At 37.8% G+C, this 19202-nt stretch carries 2 protein-coding genes; both read right to left on the bottom strand.

What is annotated here, in order from left to right; genetic code table 11:
* Nucleotides 1-2: 2 nt before the first annotated feature.
* Nucleotides 3-164, bottom strand: coding sequence for a lmo0937 family membrane protein (locus H0I23_RS03035; protein WP_216784995.1), 162 nt, complete (start codon nucleotides 162-164; stop codon nucleotides 3-5).
* A gap of 236 nt (nucleotides 165-400) precedes the next feature.
* Nucleotides 401-19192, bottom strand: coding sequence for an Ig-like domain-containing protein (locus tag H0I23_RS03030; RefSeq protein WP_216784994.1), 18792 nt, complete (start codon nucleotides 19190-19192; stop codon nucleotides 401-403).
* Nucleotides 19193-19202: the final 10 nt, after the last annotated feature.

The following is a 19202-nucleotide window of genomic DNA, read 5'->3' as shown; positions in this document are numbered from 1 at the left end:
AATTAAACCTTTTCTTTCACACTCCTAAATAAATTATAAATAGCTAAAACAATTGCTGCAATTAATATTATATGAACTAAACCACTCAGTATCTTAAATACTAAAAAAGCAACTATCCAAATTAGTATTAATACCACTACAAATCCCCAAATTATTTTTTTCATTTTCTTTAAGTTTAATTAGATTGAAGTAAAGATATTATCACTTAACAATCATAAAGCCTTTAAAGAATCAATCTTTAACTCTAATAATAAATAATTAATTTTCGCAAATTTGTTACTTACAATATGCTTTTTCATGAAGCAATAATTAATATCTAAACACAAATGATTTCACTAAATGAATAATATTCATCTAACAAAATCATCTGTTTTTAATTAAAATTTTTAAATAGTTTTAATTATCTATTTATATATAGGTATCCGCTCTTACTCAAATTAGTGGTATCCTTAGTATAATTAATAATAAAGAAATAAACCCCTACAGGTAACTCAGAATCTGATTGAATAGTTACTCTTCCATTTGAAATTCCTCTAAAAGAATTTCCTCCATTATCATAACCAACCATTTCATAAACAACAACACCCCATCTGTTATAAATTTGCACTGTATTATCAGGGAATGATTCTATATTTTCAATTCTAAAGATATCATTTACTCCATCATTATCAGGCGTCAGAATTTCATTACTAACAGAAATTCCACTATCAACAATTTCAGGATTACAACTGTTTGGAAAAAGAGGTGTTCCTCCGATTGAATCACAAGGATCCAGAGGATCTGTTCCATCAATAACTTCTTGACCATCGTTTACGAGGTCTCCATCAGAATCAGGATTGTTTGGATCCGTACCTATTTCATCTTCTTGAGAAGTTGTTAAGCCATCAACATCACAATCGCTGTTTGCTAAAGCCGTTCCTCCTATAGAATCACAATCATCTAAAGGATTGGTCGCATCCGTTACTTCTTGACCATCATTTATAAGATCTCCATCAGAATCAGGATTGTTTGGATCTGCTCCTAAAATTACTTCTTCTCCATCTTCTAAACCATCATTATCTGAATCAGGATTATTAGGGTCTGTTCCTGCCGTAGATTCTTCTGTTGTCGTTAATCCATCTGCATCACAATCACTGTTTGGTAAAGCGGTTCCTCCGTTCGAACTACAATCATCAATTGGGTCTGTACTATCCGTATTTACCTCTTGACCATCGTTTATAAGATCTCCATCAGAATCAGGATTGTTTGGATCTGTACCCAAACCAACTTCTTCTTCATCACTAAGTCCATCTCCATCACTATCAATTATAGGAGTGGTGAGATCGATTACAGCTGTATCTGTAATACTATCTGGTCCTACATTACCTGCTAAGTCGGTAATAGTAGCGGTAACGACAATTGTTCCTCCATCTCCTGGACTAACAAACTCTACATCGATACTTCCATTAGTAATATCTGTAGGGGTAAGAGTAACATCTTCTGTATTTCCATTTCCATCAGTAACGCTAACAGTATCACCTGCTACAGTATCTGTTGGTAAGATAACTTGTACTCCGATATTTCCTACTAATTCACTATCAGATAATAAACCATCATTATTAAGGTCTTCTGTAATTACTACTGTTGGTGCCGCAATATTATTATTATCTAAAATTACAGTTTCAGAATCTGTTGCTGGATTTTGTGCTACATCAGTTACATCTACAGTTATTACAATGTTACCATTATCTAACCCTGAAATATCTGCATCAGTAGCCGTCCATGTATTCCCTGTTACAATTGCCGTTGTTGTAATTGGTGTATTTACACCATCGTTAAATGTTACGGTTACAACTTGATTGTCTTCTACGTTAGCAGTCGTCCCTGAGATAGTTACATCACCATCCTCTGTTGCATTTACAATACCATCACCTTCAATTGGTGTAGTTATATTAATACTAGCATCTACATCATGCTCGATATCACGAGTTGCTTGTACCGCTGGATTACCTGCTGCATTATTTACATCTGCCGTAATAGTTTCTGTAGCATCTAAAGCTTGCGCTTCTGCTGCTGTAATATCGAAGGTCCAAACATTTCCTGTTACGATAGGAGAATAAGTCACTCCGTTCAGGATTACTGTTGCAACCTGTCCATCTTCTACATCGGTAGTTGTTCCACTTATCGTTACTGGACTATCATCTTCTGTTGCATTGATGATATCATCTACAGCTACTACATCTATTGTAATTACTGGTGTTGTTACATCATGCTCGATATCTCTCGTCGCTTGTACTGCTGCATTTCCTGATGCATTATTTACATCTGCCGTAATGGTTTCTGTTGCATCTAAAGCTTGCGCTTCTGCTGCTGTAATATCGAAAGTCCAAACATTTCCTGTTACGATAGGAGAATAAGTCACTCCGTTTAAGATTACTGTTGCAATCTGTCCATCTTCTACATCCGTTGTTGTACCACTTATCGTTACTGGACTATCATCTTCGGTAGCATTGATAATATCATCTACAGCGACTACATCTATTGTAATTACTGGAGTGGTTACATCATGCTCGATATCTCTCGTCGCTTGTACTGCTGCATTTCCTGATGCATTACTTACATCAGCCGTAATGGTTTCTGTAGCATCTAAAGCTTGCGCTTCTGCTGCTGTAATATCGAAAGTCCAAACATTTCCTGTTACGATAGGAGAATAAGTCACTCCATTTAAGATTACTGTTGCAACCTGTCCATCTTCTACATCCGTTGTTGTACCACTTATAGTTACTGGACTATCATCTTCTGTAGCATTGATAATATCATCTACAGCTACTACATCTATTGTAATTACTGGTGTCGTTACATCATGCTCGATATCACGAGTTGTTTGTACTGCTGCATTTCCTGATGCATTATTTACATCTGCCGTTATCGTTTCTGTAGCATCTAAAGCTTGCGCTTCTGCTGCTGTAATATCAAAGGTCCAAACATTTCCTGTTACGATTGGAGAATAAGTCACTCCGTTTAAGATTACTGTTGCAACCTGACCATCTTCTACATCGGTAGTTGTTCCAGAAATAGTTACTGGACTATCATCTTCGGTAGCATTGATAATATCATCTACAGCGACTACATCTATTGTAATTACTGGAGTGGTTACATCATGCTCGATATCTCTCGTCGCTTGTACTGCTGCATTTCCTGATGCATTATTTACATCTGCTGTGATAGTTTCTGTTGCATCTAAAGCTTGCGCTTCTGTTGCTGTAATATCGAAGGTCCAAACATTTCCTGTTACGATAGGAGAATACGTCACTCCGTTTAAGATTACTGTTGCAATCTGTCCATCTTCTACATCGGTAGTCGTACCACTTATAGTTACTGGATTATCATCTTCGGTTGCATTGATAATATCATCCACAGCTACTACGTCTATTGTAATTACTGGAGTGGTTACATCATGCTCGATATCTCTCGTTGCTTGTACTGCTGCATTTCCTGATGCATTATTTACATCTGCAGTTATTGTTTCTGTTGCATCTAAAGCTTGCGCTTCAAGCGCTGTAATATCAAAGGTCCAAACATTTCCTGTTACGATAGGAGAATAAGTAATTCCGTTCAGGATTACTGTTGCAACCTGACCATCTTCTACATCGGTAGTTGTTCCAGAAATAGTTACTGGACTATCATCTTCGGTAGCATTGATAATATCATCCACAGCTACTACGTCTATTGTAATCACCGGAGTTGTTACATCATGCTCGATATCACGATTCGCCTGAGTTGCAGGGTTATTCGCAACATTAGATACATCTGCCGTAATGGTTTCTGTTGCACCTAAAGCTTGCGCTTCAAGAGCAGTAATATCGAATGTCCACGCGTTTCCTGTTACTACTGGAGAATAGGTCACTCCGTTTAAGATTACTGTTGCGATTTGACCATCCTCAACATTCGAAGTAGTACCATTTATAGTTACAGGGTTATTATCCTCTGTAGCATTAATAATATCATCTACAGCGATTACATTTATTGATATTGCAGGGGACAAGGTATCTACAGTATACACTTGTGTATCAGTTACTGTTCCTTGATTACCAGCTCCATCTGTAGTTGTTACACTACCATCAACAGTTGTATCCGGATCAGCAGCTAATTTACTACCTGGTATATCGATACTATAGGCTCCAAGTACGTCTACGTTTCCGGTATAATCCGTACCGTCCACTGTTAAGGTTACTGTATCTCCTGTATTGAAATCACCGGTTACTGTTCCTGTTACCGCTACATTTGCTCCTGCTTCTGCTGCGTTTAAGACGTTATCGGCGGTGATGTTATCTATATCCAATACTGGTACAGGAATTACTCCATCATGCTCGATATCTTTCGTTGCTTGTACTGCTGCATTTCCTGATGCATTACTTACATCTGCCGTTATCGTTTCTGTAGCATCTAAAGCTTGCGCTTCTGCTGCTGTAATATCGAAGGTCCAAACATTTCCTGTTACGATAGGAGAATACGTAATTCCGTTCAGGATTACTGTTGCAACCTGTCCATCTTCTACATCTGTTGTTGTTCCAGAAATAGTTACTGGACTATCATCTTCTGTTGCATTGATAATATCATCTACAGCTACTACATCTATTGTAATTACTGGTGTCGTTATATCATGCTCGATATCACGATTCGCCTGAGTTGCAGGGTTATTCGCAACATTAGATACATCTGCCGTTATCGTTTCTGTAGCATCTAAAGCTTGCGCTTCTGCTGCTGTAATATCAAAGGTCCAAACATTTCCTGTTACGATAGGAGAATAAGTCACTCCGTTTAAGATTACTGTTGCAACCTGTCCATCTTCTACATTAGTAGTCGTACCACTTATCGTTACTGGACTATCATCTTCGGTAGCATTGATAATATCATCTACAGCTACTACATCTATTGTAATTACTGGAGTGGTTACATCATGCTCGATATCTCTCGTTGCTTGTACTGCTGCATTTCCTGATGCATTACTTACATCTGCCGTTATCGTTTCTGTAGCATCTAAAGCTTGCGCTTCTGCTGCTGTAATATCAAAGGTCCAAACATTTCCTGTTACGATAGGAGAATAAGTCACTCCGTTTAAGATTACTGTTGCAATCTGTCCATCTTCTACATTAGTAGTTGTTCCAGAAATAGTTACTGGACTATCATCTTCGGTAGCATTGATAATATCATCTACAGCTACTACGTCTATTGTAATTACTGGAGTGGTTACATCATGCTCGATATCTCTCGTTGCTTGTACTGCTGCATTTCCTGATGCATTACTTACATCTGCAGTTATCGTTTCTGTAGCATCTAAAGCTTGCGCTTCTGCTGCTGTAATATCAAAGGTCCAAACATTTCCTGTTACGATTGGAGAATAAGTCACTCCATTTAAGATTACTGTTGCAATCTGTCCATCTTCTACATCTGTTGTTGTTCCAGAAATAGTTACTGGACTATCATCTTCGGTAGCATTGATAATATCATCTACAGCTACTACATCTATTGTAATTACTGGTGTCGTTACATCATGCTCGATATCTCTCGTTGCTTGTACTGCTGCATTTCCTGATGCATTACTTACATCAGCCGTAATGGTTTCTGTAGCATCTAAAGCTTGCGCTTCTGCTGCTGTAATATCGAAAGTCCAAACATTTCCTGTTACGATAGGAGAATAAGTCACTCCATTTAAGATTACTGTTGCAACCTGTCCATCTTCTACATCCGTTGTTGTACCACTTATAGTTACTGGACTATCATCTTCTGTAGCATTGATAATATCATCTACAGCTACTACATCTATTGTAATTACTGGTGTCGTTACATCATGCTCGATATCACGAGTTGTTTGTACTGCTGCATTTCCTGATGCATTATTTACATCTGCCGTTATCGTTTCTGTAGCATCTAAAGCTTGCGCTTCTGCTGCTGTAATATCAAAGGTCCAAACATTTCCTGTTACGATAGGAGAATAAGTCACTCCGTTTAAGATTACTGTTGCAACCTGTCCATCTTCTACATTAATAGTTGTTCCAGAAATAGTTACTGGACTATCATCTTCGGTAGCATTGATAATATCATCTACAGCAACTACATCTATTGTAATTACTGGTGTCGTTACATCATGCTCGATATCTCTCGTCGCTTGTACTGCTGCATTTCCAGAAGCATTATTTACATCTGCAGTTATAGTTTCTGTAGCATCTAAAGCTTGCGCTTCTGCTGCTGTAATATCGAAGGTCCAAACATTTCCTGTTACGATTGGAGAATAAGTCACTCCGTTCAGGATTACTGTTGCAACCTGTCCATCTTCTACATCTGTTGTTGTTCCAGAAATAGTTACTGGACTATCATCTTCTGTTGCATTGATAATATCATCTACAGCTACTACATCTATTGTAATTACTGGTGTCGTTACATCATGCTCGATATCTCTCGTTGCTTGTACTGCTGCATTTCCTGATGCATTACTTACATCAGCCGTAATGGTTTCTGTAGCATCTAAAGCTTGCGCTTCTGCTGCTGTAATATCAAAGGTCCAAACATTTCCTGTTACGATAGGAGAATAAGTCACTCCGTTTAAGATTACTGTTGCAACCTGTCCATCTTCTACATTAATAGTTGTTCCAGAAATAGTTACTGGACTATCATCTTCGGTAGCATTGATAATATCATCTACAGCAACTACATCTATTGTAATTACTGGAGTGGTTATATCATGCTCGATATCTCTCGTCGCTTGTACTGCTGCATTTCCAGAAGCATTATTTACATCTGCAGTTATAGTTTCTGTAGCATCTAAAGCTTGCGCTTCTGCTGCTGTAATATCGAAGGTCCAAACATTTCCTGTTACGATTGGAGAATAAGTCACTCCGTTCAGGATTACTGTTGCAACCTGTCCATCTTCTACATCTGTTGTTGTTCCAGAAATAGTTACTGGACTATCATCTTCGGTAGCATTGATAATATCATCTACAGCTACTACGTCTATTGTAATCACCGGAGTTGTTACATCATGCTCGATATCACGATTCGCCTGAGTTGCAGGGTTATTCGCAACATTAGATACATCTGCCGTAATGGTTTCTGTTGCACCTAAAGCTTGCGCTTCAAGAGCAGTAATATCGAATGTCCACGCGTTTCCTGTTACGATAGGAGAATAAGTAATTCCGTTCAGGATTACTGTTGCAACCTGTCCATCTTCTACATCGGTAGTTGTTCCACTTATAGTTACTGGACTATCATCTTCGGTAGCATTGATAATATCATCTACAGCAACTACATCTATTGTAATTACTGGTGTCGTTACATCATGCTCGATATCTCGAGTTGCTTGTACTGCTGCATTTCCAGAAGCATTATTTACATCTGCCGTAATTGTTTCTGTAGCATCTAGAGCTTGCGCTTCTGCTGCTGTAATATCGAAAGTCCAAACATTTCCTGTTACGATAGGAGAATAAGTCACTCCGTTTAAGATTACTGTTGCAACCTGTCCATCTTCTACATTGGTAGTCGTACCAGAAATAGTTACTGGACTATCATCTTCGGTAGCATTAATGATATCATCCACCGCAACTACATCTATTGTAATTACTGGAGTTGTTACATCATGCTCGATATCTCTCGTCGCTTGTACTGCTGCATTTCCTGATGCATTATTTACATCTGCCGTAATGGTTTCTGTAGCATCTAAAGCTTGCGCTTCAAGAGCTGTAATATCAAAGGTCCAAACATTTCCTGTTACGATAGGAGAATACGTCACTCCGTTTAAGATTACTGTTGCAATCTGTCCATCTTCTACATCGGTAGTTGTACCACTTATCGTTACTGGACTATCATCTTCTGTTGCATTGATAATATCATCTACAGCTACTACATCTATTGTAATTACTGGTGTCGTTATATCATGCTCGATATCTCTCGTCGCTTGTACTGCTGCATTTCCTGATGCATTATTTACATCTGCCGTTATCGTTTCTGTAGCATCTAAAGCTTGCGCTTCTGCTGCTGTAATATCAAAGGTCCAAACATTTCCTGTTACGATAGGAGAATAAGTCACTCCGTTTAAGATTACTGTTGCAATCTGTCCATCTTCTACATCGGTAGTCGTACCACTTATAGTTACTGGACTATCATCTTCGGTAGCATTGATAATATCATCTACAGCTACTACGTCTATTGTAATCACCGGAGTTGTTACATCATGCTCGATATCACGATTCGCCTGAGTTGCAGGGTTATTCGCAACATTAGATACATCTGCCGTAATGGTTTCTGTTGCACCTAAAGCTTGCGCTTCAAGAGCAGTAATATCGAATGTCCACGCGTTTCCTGTTACGATAGGAGAATAAGTAATTCCGTTCAGGATTACTGTTGCAACCTGTCCATCTTCTACATCGGTAGTTGTTCCACTTATAGTTACTGGACTATCATCTTCGGTAGCATTGATAATATCATCTACAGCAACTACATCTATTGTAATTACTGGTGTCGTTACATCATGCTCGATATCTCGAGTTGCTTGTACTGCTGCATTTCCAGAAGCATTATTTACATCTGCCGTAATTGTTTCTGTAGCATCTAGAGCTTGCGCTTCTGCTGCTGTAATATCGAAAGTCCAAACATTTCCTGTTACGATAGGAGAATAAGTCACTCCGTTTAAGATTACTGTTGCAACCTGTCCATCTTCTACATTGGTAGTCGTACCAGAAATAGTTACTGGACTATCATCTTCGGTAGCATTAATGATATCATCCACCGCAACTACATCTATTGTAATTACTGGAGTTGTTACATCATGCTCGATATCACGAGTCGCTTGTACTGCTGCATTTCCTGATGCATTATTTACATCTGCCGTTATTGTTTCTGTTGCATCTAAAGCTTGCGCTTCTGCTGCTGTAATATCGAAAGTCCAAACATTTCCTGTTACGATTGGAGAATAAGTCACTCCGTTTAAGATTACTGTTGCAACCTGTCCATCTTCTACATTAGTAGTTGTTCCAGAAATAGTTACTGGACTATCATCTTCGGTAGCATTAATGATATCATCCACCGCAACTACATCTATTGTAATCACTGGAGTTGTTACATCATGCTCGATATCTCGAGTTGCTTGTACTGCTGCATTTCCAGAAGCATTATTTACATCTGCCGTTATCGTTTCTGTAGCATCTAAAGCTTGCGCTTCTGTTGCTGTAATATCAAAGGTCCAAACATTTCCTGTTACGATTGGAGAATAAGTCACTCCGTTTAAGATTACTGTTGCAACCTGTCCATCTTCTACATTAGTAGTTGTTCCAGAAATAGTTACTGGACTATCATCTTCGGTAGCATTAATGATATCATCCACCGCAACTACATCTATTGTAATCACTGGAGTTGTTACATCATGCTCGATATCTCGAGTTGCTTGTACTGCTGCATTTCCAGAAGCATTATTTACATCTGCCGTTATCGTTTCTGTAGCATCTAAAGCTTGCGCTTCTGTTGCTGTAATATCAAAGGTCCAAACATTTCCTGTTACGATTGGAGAATAAGTCACTCCGTTTAAGATTACTGTTGCAACCTGTCCATCTTCTACATTAGTAGTTGTTCCAGAAATAGTTACTGGACTATCATCTTCGGTAGCATTAATGATATCATCTACAGCAACTACATCTATTGTAATTACTGGTGTCGTTACATCATGCTCGATATCTCTCGTCGCTTGTACTGCTGGATTACCTGAGGCATTATTTACATCTGCAGTTATTGTTTCTGTTGCACCTAAAGCTTGCGCTTCAAGAGCAGTAATATCGAATGTCCAAACATTTCCTGTTACGATAGGAGAATAAGTAATTCCGTTCAGGATTACTGTTGCAATCTGTCCATCTTCTACATCGGTAGTTGTACCACTTATCGTTACTGGACTATCATCTTCGGTAGCATTGATAATATCATCTACAGCTACTACATCTATTGTAATTACTGGTGTCGTTACATCATGCTCGATATCTCTCGTCGCTTGTACTGCTGCATTTCCTGATGCATTATTTACATCTGCAGTTATTGTTTCTGTTGCATCTAAAGCTTGCGCTTCTGTTGCTGTAATATCGAAGGTCCAAACATTTCCTGTTACGATAGGAGAATAAGTCACTCCGTTTAAGATTACTGTTGCAACCTGTCCATCTTCTACATTAGTAGTTGTTCCAGAAATAGTTACTGGACTATCATCTTCGGTAGCATTGATAATATCATCTACAGCAACTACGTCTATTGTAATTACTGGTGTCGTTACATCATGCTCGATATCTCTCGTCGCTTGTACTGCTGCATTTCCTGATGCATTATTTACATCTGCCGTTATTGTTTCTGTTGCATCTAAAGCTTGCGCTTCTGCTGCTGTAATATCGAAAGTCCAAACATTTCCTGTTACGATAGGAGAATAGGTTGTTCCGTTTAAGATTACTGTTGCAACCTGTCCATCTTCTACATTAGTAGTTGTTCCAGAAATAGTTACTGGACTATCATCTTCGGTAGCATTAATGATATCATCCACCGCAACTACATCTATTGTAATCACTGGAGTTGTTACATCATGCTCGATATCTCGAGTTGCTTGTACTGCTGCATTTCCAGAAGCATTATTTACATCTGCCGTTATCGTTTCTGTAGCATCTAAAGCTTGCGCTTCTGTTGCTGTAATATCAAAGGTCCAAACATTTCCTGTTACGATTGGAGAATAAGTCACTCCGTTTAAGATTACTGTTGCAACCTGTCCATCTTCTACATCGGTAGTTGTACCACTTATCGTTACTGGACTATCATCTTCGGTAGCATTGATAATATCATCTACAGCGACTACATCTATTGTAATTACTGGAGTTGGTACTACGGTTACATTTACAGTGGCTGTAGATGTATCGGTATTTGCATCGGTAATCGTATAAGTAAACGAATCAGCTCCACTATAACTTGCTGCTGGAGTATACAATACTGTATCATCGGTTGGATCAAGAGGAGTTCCATTATCATCTACAGAAACAGTACCTCCGTTAGTTGTTGTTGTACTAGGAAGTGTAATTGACCCTGCATTTGGACCATCACCACCAAAGGAATCAGGACCATTACCATTATTTGCTAAAACATCAATGCTATTATTACTTGTGTCTTGAGCAATTGAAACCTCATCATCTTGAGCTGTAGGTAAACTATTAACTCCAACATTTACTGTTACTATAGCAATGTCACAATTTGCTGAGTTTGCAGCATCACAAATTTGATAATTTACAGTATAAGACCCTGTACCCGTATTACTCGCAACATCTACAGATCCATCACCATTAACGGTTAAAGGTCCGTTGGTAACTGGAGTAATTGTAACACTTGCAGGGTTTAAAACTGCTCCGTTTAATTCATCATTATCAAGTACATTTATAACATCTGTTACTCCTGTAAAACCTTCTACAGCCGTAAGTGCGGCATCGTCATTTATTGCATCTATATTGTTGATTACAGTAAGAACAGCTTGAGATTCTTCTGGACACGCATTGTTATCATGATTGACCAATACCTTATAAATATTACCATCCATTATTAAGGTAACATTTGAAACTACTAAACTAGCATTAGTAGCACCTGGAATGTCTGTAAAAGTAGACCCAGAATTTGTGCTCACTTGCCATTGGTATTGTAACCCAGAGTCTGCATTAACATCATACGTTGGTACACCTGCTGGGTAAGCTGAAGCTTCTAAAGCGGTTGCTGCTACTGTAAATGTGGCATCATCACCTACACGTTCTTCTTGATCTGTAGGTGCCGTATCTATCGTAGTTTCTGCAGCAGTTGTTACGCCAGTTGTAGTACCTGTATATGCTGTTGTGGCACCAGTTACTTGACCATTTGCATCGTAGCCTGAACCATCTACTTCTCCGTCATTGTTAGCATCTAAATGACCTGCTTCTAAAGCATCTGTACAACTATCGTTGTCAGAATCTGTATCTAAATGATCTGCAATACCATCTAAGTCGGTATCCGTAGCTGGGCACATTCTAAAAATTACAACGCTTGCTGTATCTGAAGTAAAATATTCTACAAAAGAGGCATACCCTTCCGATTCCCATATTTCTGTACCTGCATTATTACTTGCTGAAGTAGCATCTCTTTCTACATAATATTCATTGCCTTGATTGTATGAAGTAAATCCGGTATTTAAAGTTCCCGTAAAATTAAATTTATCTCCATTAGAGCGAATACCTTCTTTACTTCCAACTGAAGTAAGTCCTGAACCATGGTCAATTCTTATTCTTGATGGTATTGTTCCTGAAATAGCTATGGATGAAGCTGGGTTAGACCCTGAGGTATTCCAAGAAGAACCTGTAGCGTTTACATAGGCATCTGTAAGAGTAAGTATTACCGAACCTGTACTTAAACCAAATAAGCTACTTACATCATGTACTGCACTTGCGATAACTTCATTACCTGTATACCCTAAATCACTAGGTCTAACAACTGTATAAGCAGCACAAACATCTTCGACTGTATCTGCAATACCATCATTATCATCATCTAAATCACAAAAATCGCCAATGGTATCTCCATCACTATCCACATAAGAAGGATGTGAAGGATCACATGGACTACATTCATCTGCTTGCAGTGTATCATCTTCTGATGTACCTATACCTTGCGATGTACCTGCAGGAATACCATCACCATCTACAGCAGCGATTAATCTTAAATTTGAATCTAAATCTGCATATGTATAGCTACCATCGCCTTCTAAAGCATCTGGACAACCATCGCCATCACTATCATTATCTAATGAATTTGGAATTCCATCTTCATCTGTATCTGGACAATTAATAACAGGTGTAAATGCAAAACCTTCTCTATTATAATTTGTACCACCATTTATACTTGAATCTGCATAAAACGCAACTGTTGTTGGGAAAGTTGTTACACTGGTCATATCAACCTCAACACTCCACTCTGTATCTCTCAGAGAATAAGCAGTACCATTATTAATTTCAATAATATCACCTGAAAAGATAACATCTCCAGTATCTCTACCTGTAACTTCATCTAAAGGGTCATTTAAAATTCCTGAACCACCTCCACTCCATGTAAGTGTAATTTCTTTATTAGCATTTTGAGTTCCTGCCGTTACACCTTCTGCTCCATTACCTAAAATAACAGATTGTAATGTTCCTGAAGTTGGTGCATCTAAAATAAGGTCTATTGTTGTAATGGCATCTGTTGTTCCTTGATCCCATCGTATTTGTATACCTGAAGTTGATGAAAGCACTTGTGAGGCATACTCAGGATTTATAGTAAACCCTAATATATTATTACCATTTGCCTTATAAAAACCTGTTAAGTTAGTTGTATTATTACCTGAATCAACAGAGCCGGTAACAGACGGACATTCATCTTCATCTAAAATACCATCATTGTCATTATCTAAATCGCAAAAATCGCCAATGGTATCTCCATCACTATCTACGTAAGATGGATGTGAAGGATCACATGGACTACATTCATCTGCTTGCAATGTATCATCTGTTGATGTACCTACACCTTGCGATGTACCTGCAGGAATACCATCACCATCTACGGCAGCTGTTAATCGTAATTCAGAATCTAAATCTGCATAGGTATACGTTCCGTCTCCCTCTAAAGCATCTGGACAACCGTCACCATCACTATCATTATCTAAATGATCAGGAGTGCCATCATTATCTGTATCTAAAACCTGAAGTAATAAATCTGAATTAGATGGGCTTGTGTAAATATTATAAGTACACGGGTCAAAATTCATTGAAAAAAGGCGATTTACATTTGAAGTTGGGTCTGCGCCAATTCTCATTTTAAATTCACCCGTTTGAGAATATCTAGCGGTAAACATTACATTTGTTGCAGTAGCATCTATTCCATCAGCTGTTTGCAATGGACCTCTAAACAACGTTCCTATGGCTGTAGGATAACTAGCAAGATCGCTAGGAGTTTCTGTAGTGTATACAGAAGAACTTGTAATATCTAATTCAATAAATTCTCTAGCTGCTCCACTATCTCCGTCAACATCAATAGCTGTCATATAAAATTGAGGAATTTCTACAACCGTAGATGTGGTAGTAGTAACAAATTGAAAATCGAATTCAACTGAAGAGTTATCCGCTCCTAAAATAGGTTGAAAATTAGCGATATTAGAACCATCATCATCAATAGAAGTTATACCAGGATTGGGTGTTGAAGTAACAATAGTAACCAATGCGTCTACATTTGTAGTAACATTAGAGAACCTATATACAGCACCAGAACTTAAAGCCGTACCAGATTCTAACGTAGCTCCACTAAAAGATAAACTAGGATAGAAACCACAAGCTTGAACTTGCATTTCATCTGTATCTAAAATCCCATCATTATCATCATCTTCATCGCAGAAGTCTCCAACTAAATCACCATCACTATCAGTATAAGAAGGGTGTGAAGGATTACATTCACTACATTCATCAGCCTGTTGCGTATTATCTAATGAAGTACCGGCACCTTGCGAAGTTCCGTTTGGAATACCATCACCATCTACGGTAGCTGTTAATCTTAAATCTGAATCTAAATCTGCATATGTATACGTTCCGTCTCCTTCTAAAGCATCAGGGCAACCATCATTATCACTATCAGTATCTAAACAATCTGCTATGCCATCACCATCGGTATCAGTAATTATTTTTCTTGGAAACTCGCCAATCTCCATTCTAAATTGCTGTGTACTAGGATTAATATTATCATCCCAATCTATATAATAAGCAGTAGTACCATAACTTTCTGCAACAATCGCACTCGATCCACCGCTACCGTTTGATTGAATACTTGCAATTCCAGAACCGTCATCTGTTGTAACCGTTACACTAGCTGGCGTATCACCATATACATAATGCATTTGGCTATCTGATTGATATCTTTCAATTTCACCAGTACTAAAAGCGACTCCTCCAACTGCTTCTCGTCTAAAATCAACTGGTTCTGAAAATTGTAATAATAGACCACTATGCCCACCTAAAAAACTTCCTGAAGGTCCGCCTAAATACTGCCTGGCATCATCAGGTTCATTTGAGATAGAAGTCATTGTTACCGTTATACCTGCTAGATTTGCGTTTAAAGATCCTAAATCAAAGGTACCTATTAGACCCCATTCATTATCACCACTGCTTCTTCCTGACCAATATGTACTTCCTATTACGCTATTAAACTGAAAGTCTATCCAACTTACTGCGGTATCTTGTACGTCTATAATCGGTTGAACTATAACAGGACATTCATCTGTATCTAAAATACCATCATTATCATCATCTAGATCACAATCATCAAACACGCCATCATTATCAGTATCAACCGTGCCACATGAGTCAATTGCTCCATCATCTCTATAATCTACTTCTGCATTAGCCGTATTTTGAGTATTAGGTAAGGTTGTTGGGTCATCAATAGTACCGTTAGGATCAGAATAATCTGTTGTTGCATCTGTATTATCATCTAAACCATCTTCATCTGTATCTGCACCTGCTAATGTAAGTCCAGCTTCTGTGGTATCATCATTACCTTCATTATCACTATCTAAATCTAAATAATCTGGGGTATCTGTACCATCTGTATTTTCTGGATTGATTCCGCCTAAATAAGCCGAGTTCACCCCTTTATTTGTTTCGTATGTAGCAGCATCATCTACATTTTGAGGTGTATAACCTGCAGTAGTTTGTGCTTCAACATTATCGGGTAATCCGTCGCCATCACTATCTAAATCTAAATAATCTGGAATAGTATCTGGTGTAGACTCAGAATCTGCAATTGTATAGTTAACCGTGCCGGAATCTTCATTTCCACCACCTTGTACAGCATCTGGAACACCATCTGCTCCAACTGCACCTGTAACTTCTCCATCGGTATGTGCAGCATTATGGCCTGCTTCTACCGCATCATAAATTCCATCATTATCAGAGTCTAAATCTAGGTAGTCAGGAAGACCATCACCATCCGTATCACATGAAGCTTTAACCGAAGTTATAAATTGAACATCATCAAAACGAACACGATCAAAAGCATCTGTGTTTTGTTCATCATAGAAATAAAATCTAAAATAATAAGGTGTTGCTTCTTGTAAGGTGAAGTTAGATACACTTTGAGGTAAAGATATATAATTACCAGCTATCATCTCTGGAATTTGAATATCTTGAAATAATACTACGGGGCTAGAAAATGAAGCATCATTACTATATTCTATTGCCATTTTAAAAAGTCCTGCTGTTACAGCGGGATCTCCTGATCCGTTTGTAAAGAAACCTAATTGAAGTATGTTAAAGTTTAAATCTTCTGTTGGCGTAAAAGATAACTGCGCATAATCGTTACCACTCTTTGCATTTGCAAAATTAGCTTCACCTGCGTTTCTTAATAAATACGTAAAATTATTATTATCTGTTGTTTCGTCAATTCCTGATCCAAAAATAATATCTGGGTGGTTTGTAAAATATACTTCATCACCAAGATTAAATGTAGCGCTGTCAGAATTTCCTGAATCACCGTTGTGTGTCCATTCTATCTGTGCACCTGTGCAATTATTAGCTTCATCTGCATTTAAAATTCCATCATTATCAATATCTAAATCTACATCATCTAAAATTCCATCACCATCATAATCAGGACCAGCTGGACCTCCACAAGCAACAGAATTATTACTATCTGTAACCTCAGCGGTCGTACCTGTATACCCATCACTACCTTCTACTGCACCCCATGTAGTATACCCCGTACCATCTACTTCTCCATCATTATCTGCATCTGTAAAACCCGCTTCTTTAGCATCTGTACATAAATCGCCATCAGAATCTGTATTTAAAAAATCTTTTGTTCCTGATGTGGTTTCTGGTGGATTTAATGCGGTACCTGAACAGTCTATTGTAGAAGAAGCACCAACTTCAATACCAAAAATCTGAACGCTTTCCCAAAAGGTTGTTACCTTTATGTATTGAGTATCTGCATTAGTTGTATACGTATAAGCTGTTATTGTATTTCCATTAACAGAATAACTTGCTATTTGCGAACCTACTACATTGCCACTAGCATTTGATTGATGTATTTGTCCACTTTGAGTACCATTAGTGGCATGTGCCATATATAAGGTAAACGAAGATCCTGATGGTACTATAACTCCTAAGTCTAATACTATTTCAGAAGTGTTTTGTCCAGAAATGGCAGCATCTGTGTCTGATGTTCCAGTTACACCAATTGCATTACTAGGGTTAGTAAAAGTACCTGATACAACATTTGCTCCAACAGCATTTAATGGTCCAGCAGATGCTGCCCCACAATTACCATCATAAATATCTGCTAAACCATCATTATCTAAATCGTCTAAATTATCTGCAACTCCGTTATTATCGGTATCTGTACCGCCTGCTTCAATAATATCATAAATACCATCGTTATCAGAATCTAAATCTTGAGAATTCGGTATACCGTCACCATCAAAATCACACGCAACAGCACCACCAGATAATGAAATAGGTACTAATGAAATATCATCTAAAGCTAAATCATTACCACAACCACCTGTATTATTATTTATTAAAACTACTTCTATATTAGTAGCAGTACCTGTATTAAATTCGAAATTGTAATTTTGCCATTCACCAGTTCTTGGAATATCTCCTGTATCAAAAGATGCAATTACCGCACTCCCATTATCTAAATCTCTAATTTCATATTTTACATTTGGTAGAATATAACCACCTGATTCTCCATTACAAAAAGTTTCATTACCCTCGCTATTCGCATTTACTAGCCAAGCGGTAAATTTATATGTAGCATCTGGTAAAAGTGTTACCGTTCTGTTATAAAAATCTCCTGGAGTAAAACTCGCATTAACAACCATCATGTAACCAGAACCTGTAGTGTGATCGCCTAAATTTGCTTGCCAACTACCTTCTGGTTGATTTGCAAAATTTGCAATAGCATAATCTCCATCTTCTAGTGCATTAGGGAAATTTGCATATGCAGCTATATCTCCCCTATAATTATAGGTAGTATAGCCAGCGGGTAATTCACCACCAGGATATGAGCCCGTGCCGAAATCTTCCGAAAAAACGGCACATGATAGGTTTTCTATAGCATCTGGTATTCCATCATTATCATCATCTATATCGTCAGCATTAGATACACCATCACCATCAATGTTCTCTGGAGTTGCAGACAATGTCCAAGGAGAAAACTCATTAACACCTAAAATTGTTACTGAATTATTCGTAAGACTGGTGCTACTTGCTCCTTTTTTATCCCAAACATTTGATGATGAATTATATCTATAAGCCGAAAGGTTATTCTCTCCATTTGCTATTACATCATTATCTGCATATGAAAATGTTAGGTTTGCAGTACCTGTTCCTGTTTTATCTAATTGCCAAAACCTATTAACTGTACTATTTACCAAGCTATTGCTAGACTCGTCTAACATGTTTGTAACATTTTCTGGTTGGGTTGGGTAAGGTGCCATACTAAGACCCGTTGGGTAAGTTGAAACCGTAATTTGCCCTAAATCGCCAGATGCTCTTTCTATACTTAATGGAATTTTAGCTCCTGATACTGTACCAAAAGGTACCGTATATTTACCTCCTGTAGGTGAGGTTTGCCATAAAATTTTACTTTGATTAAGCACATCTTCACTTATAATGTACCCTTCATTAGCTATAAGAGCACCAATTACAGAATTGGTGATTTGTAGACTATTAGAGTTAAGATCAAGTTCAACGTTTTTAAGGTCGAGAAGCCCTAGATTGGTTCCTGAGATAGCTCCACCCACAATTGTATTAACTTCTAATGTAGCTTGGTCAACATCTAAAGTTAAATTATAAAATAATGTTGGTGTTGTTCCTCCAATATTCGTAGTACCCGTAGTTTTTGTAAGTGTTACCGCACCTTCAGAGGCTACTGTAAAAACTTGACCAGTTGTGTTATTATTTAACCAATCGCCATCTACACTAATTAAAGATGTATTTAGTATTTCTCCTTCATCGTCCACACTCAAGTTTCCATTATCGACTCTAATAGTTCCATTATTGGTAACAGAAACCAATGCACCTTTAATATTAAAGCCATCTTGGGCAATTATATTTCCGACTACACATATAAGAGTTATAAATAATAAAGAGAATTTTTTCATAAGGTTGTTT

Origin of the sequence: Cellulophaga sp. HaHaR_3_176 (genome assembly GCF_019021925.1) — a bacterium.
GTDB lineage: Bacteria > Bacteroidota > Bacteroidia > Flavobacteriales > Flavobacteriaceae > Cellulophaga.
Note: the sequence above shows the minus strand (reverse complement) of the source record. Positions and strands in the feature narration are given on the sequence as shown.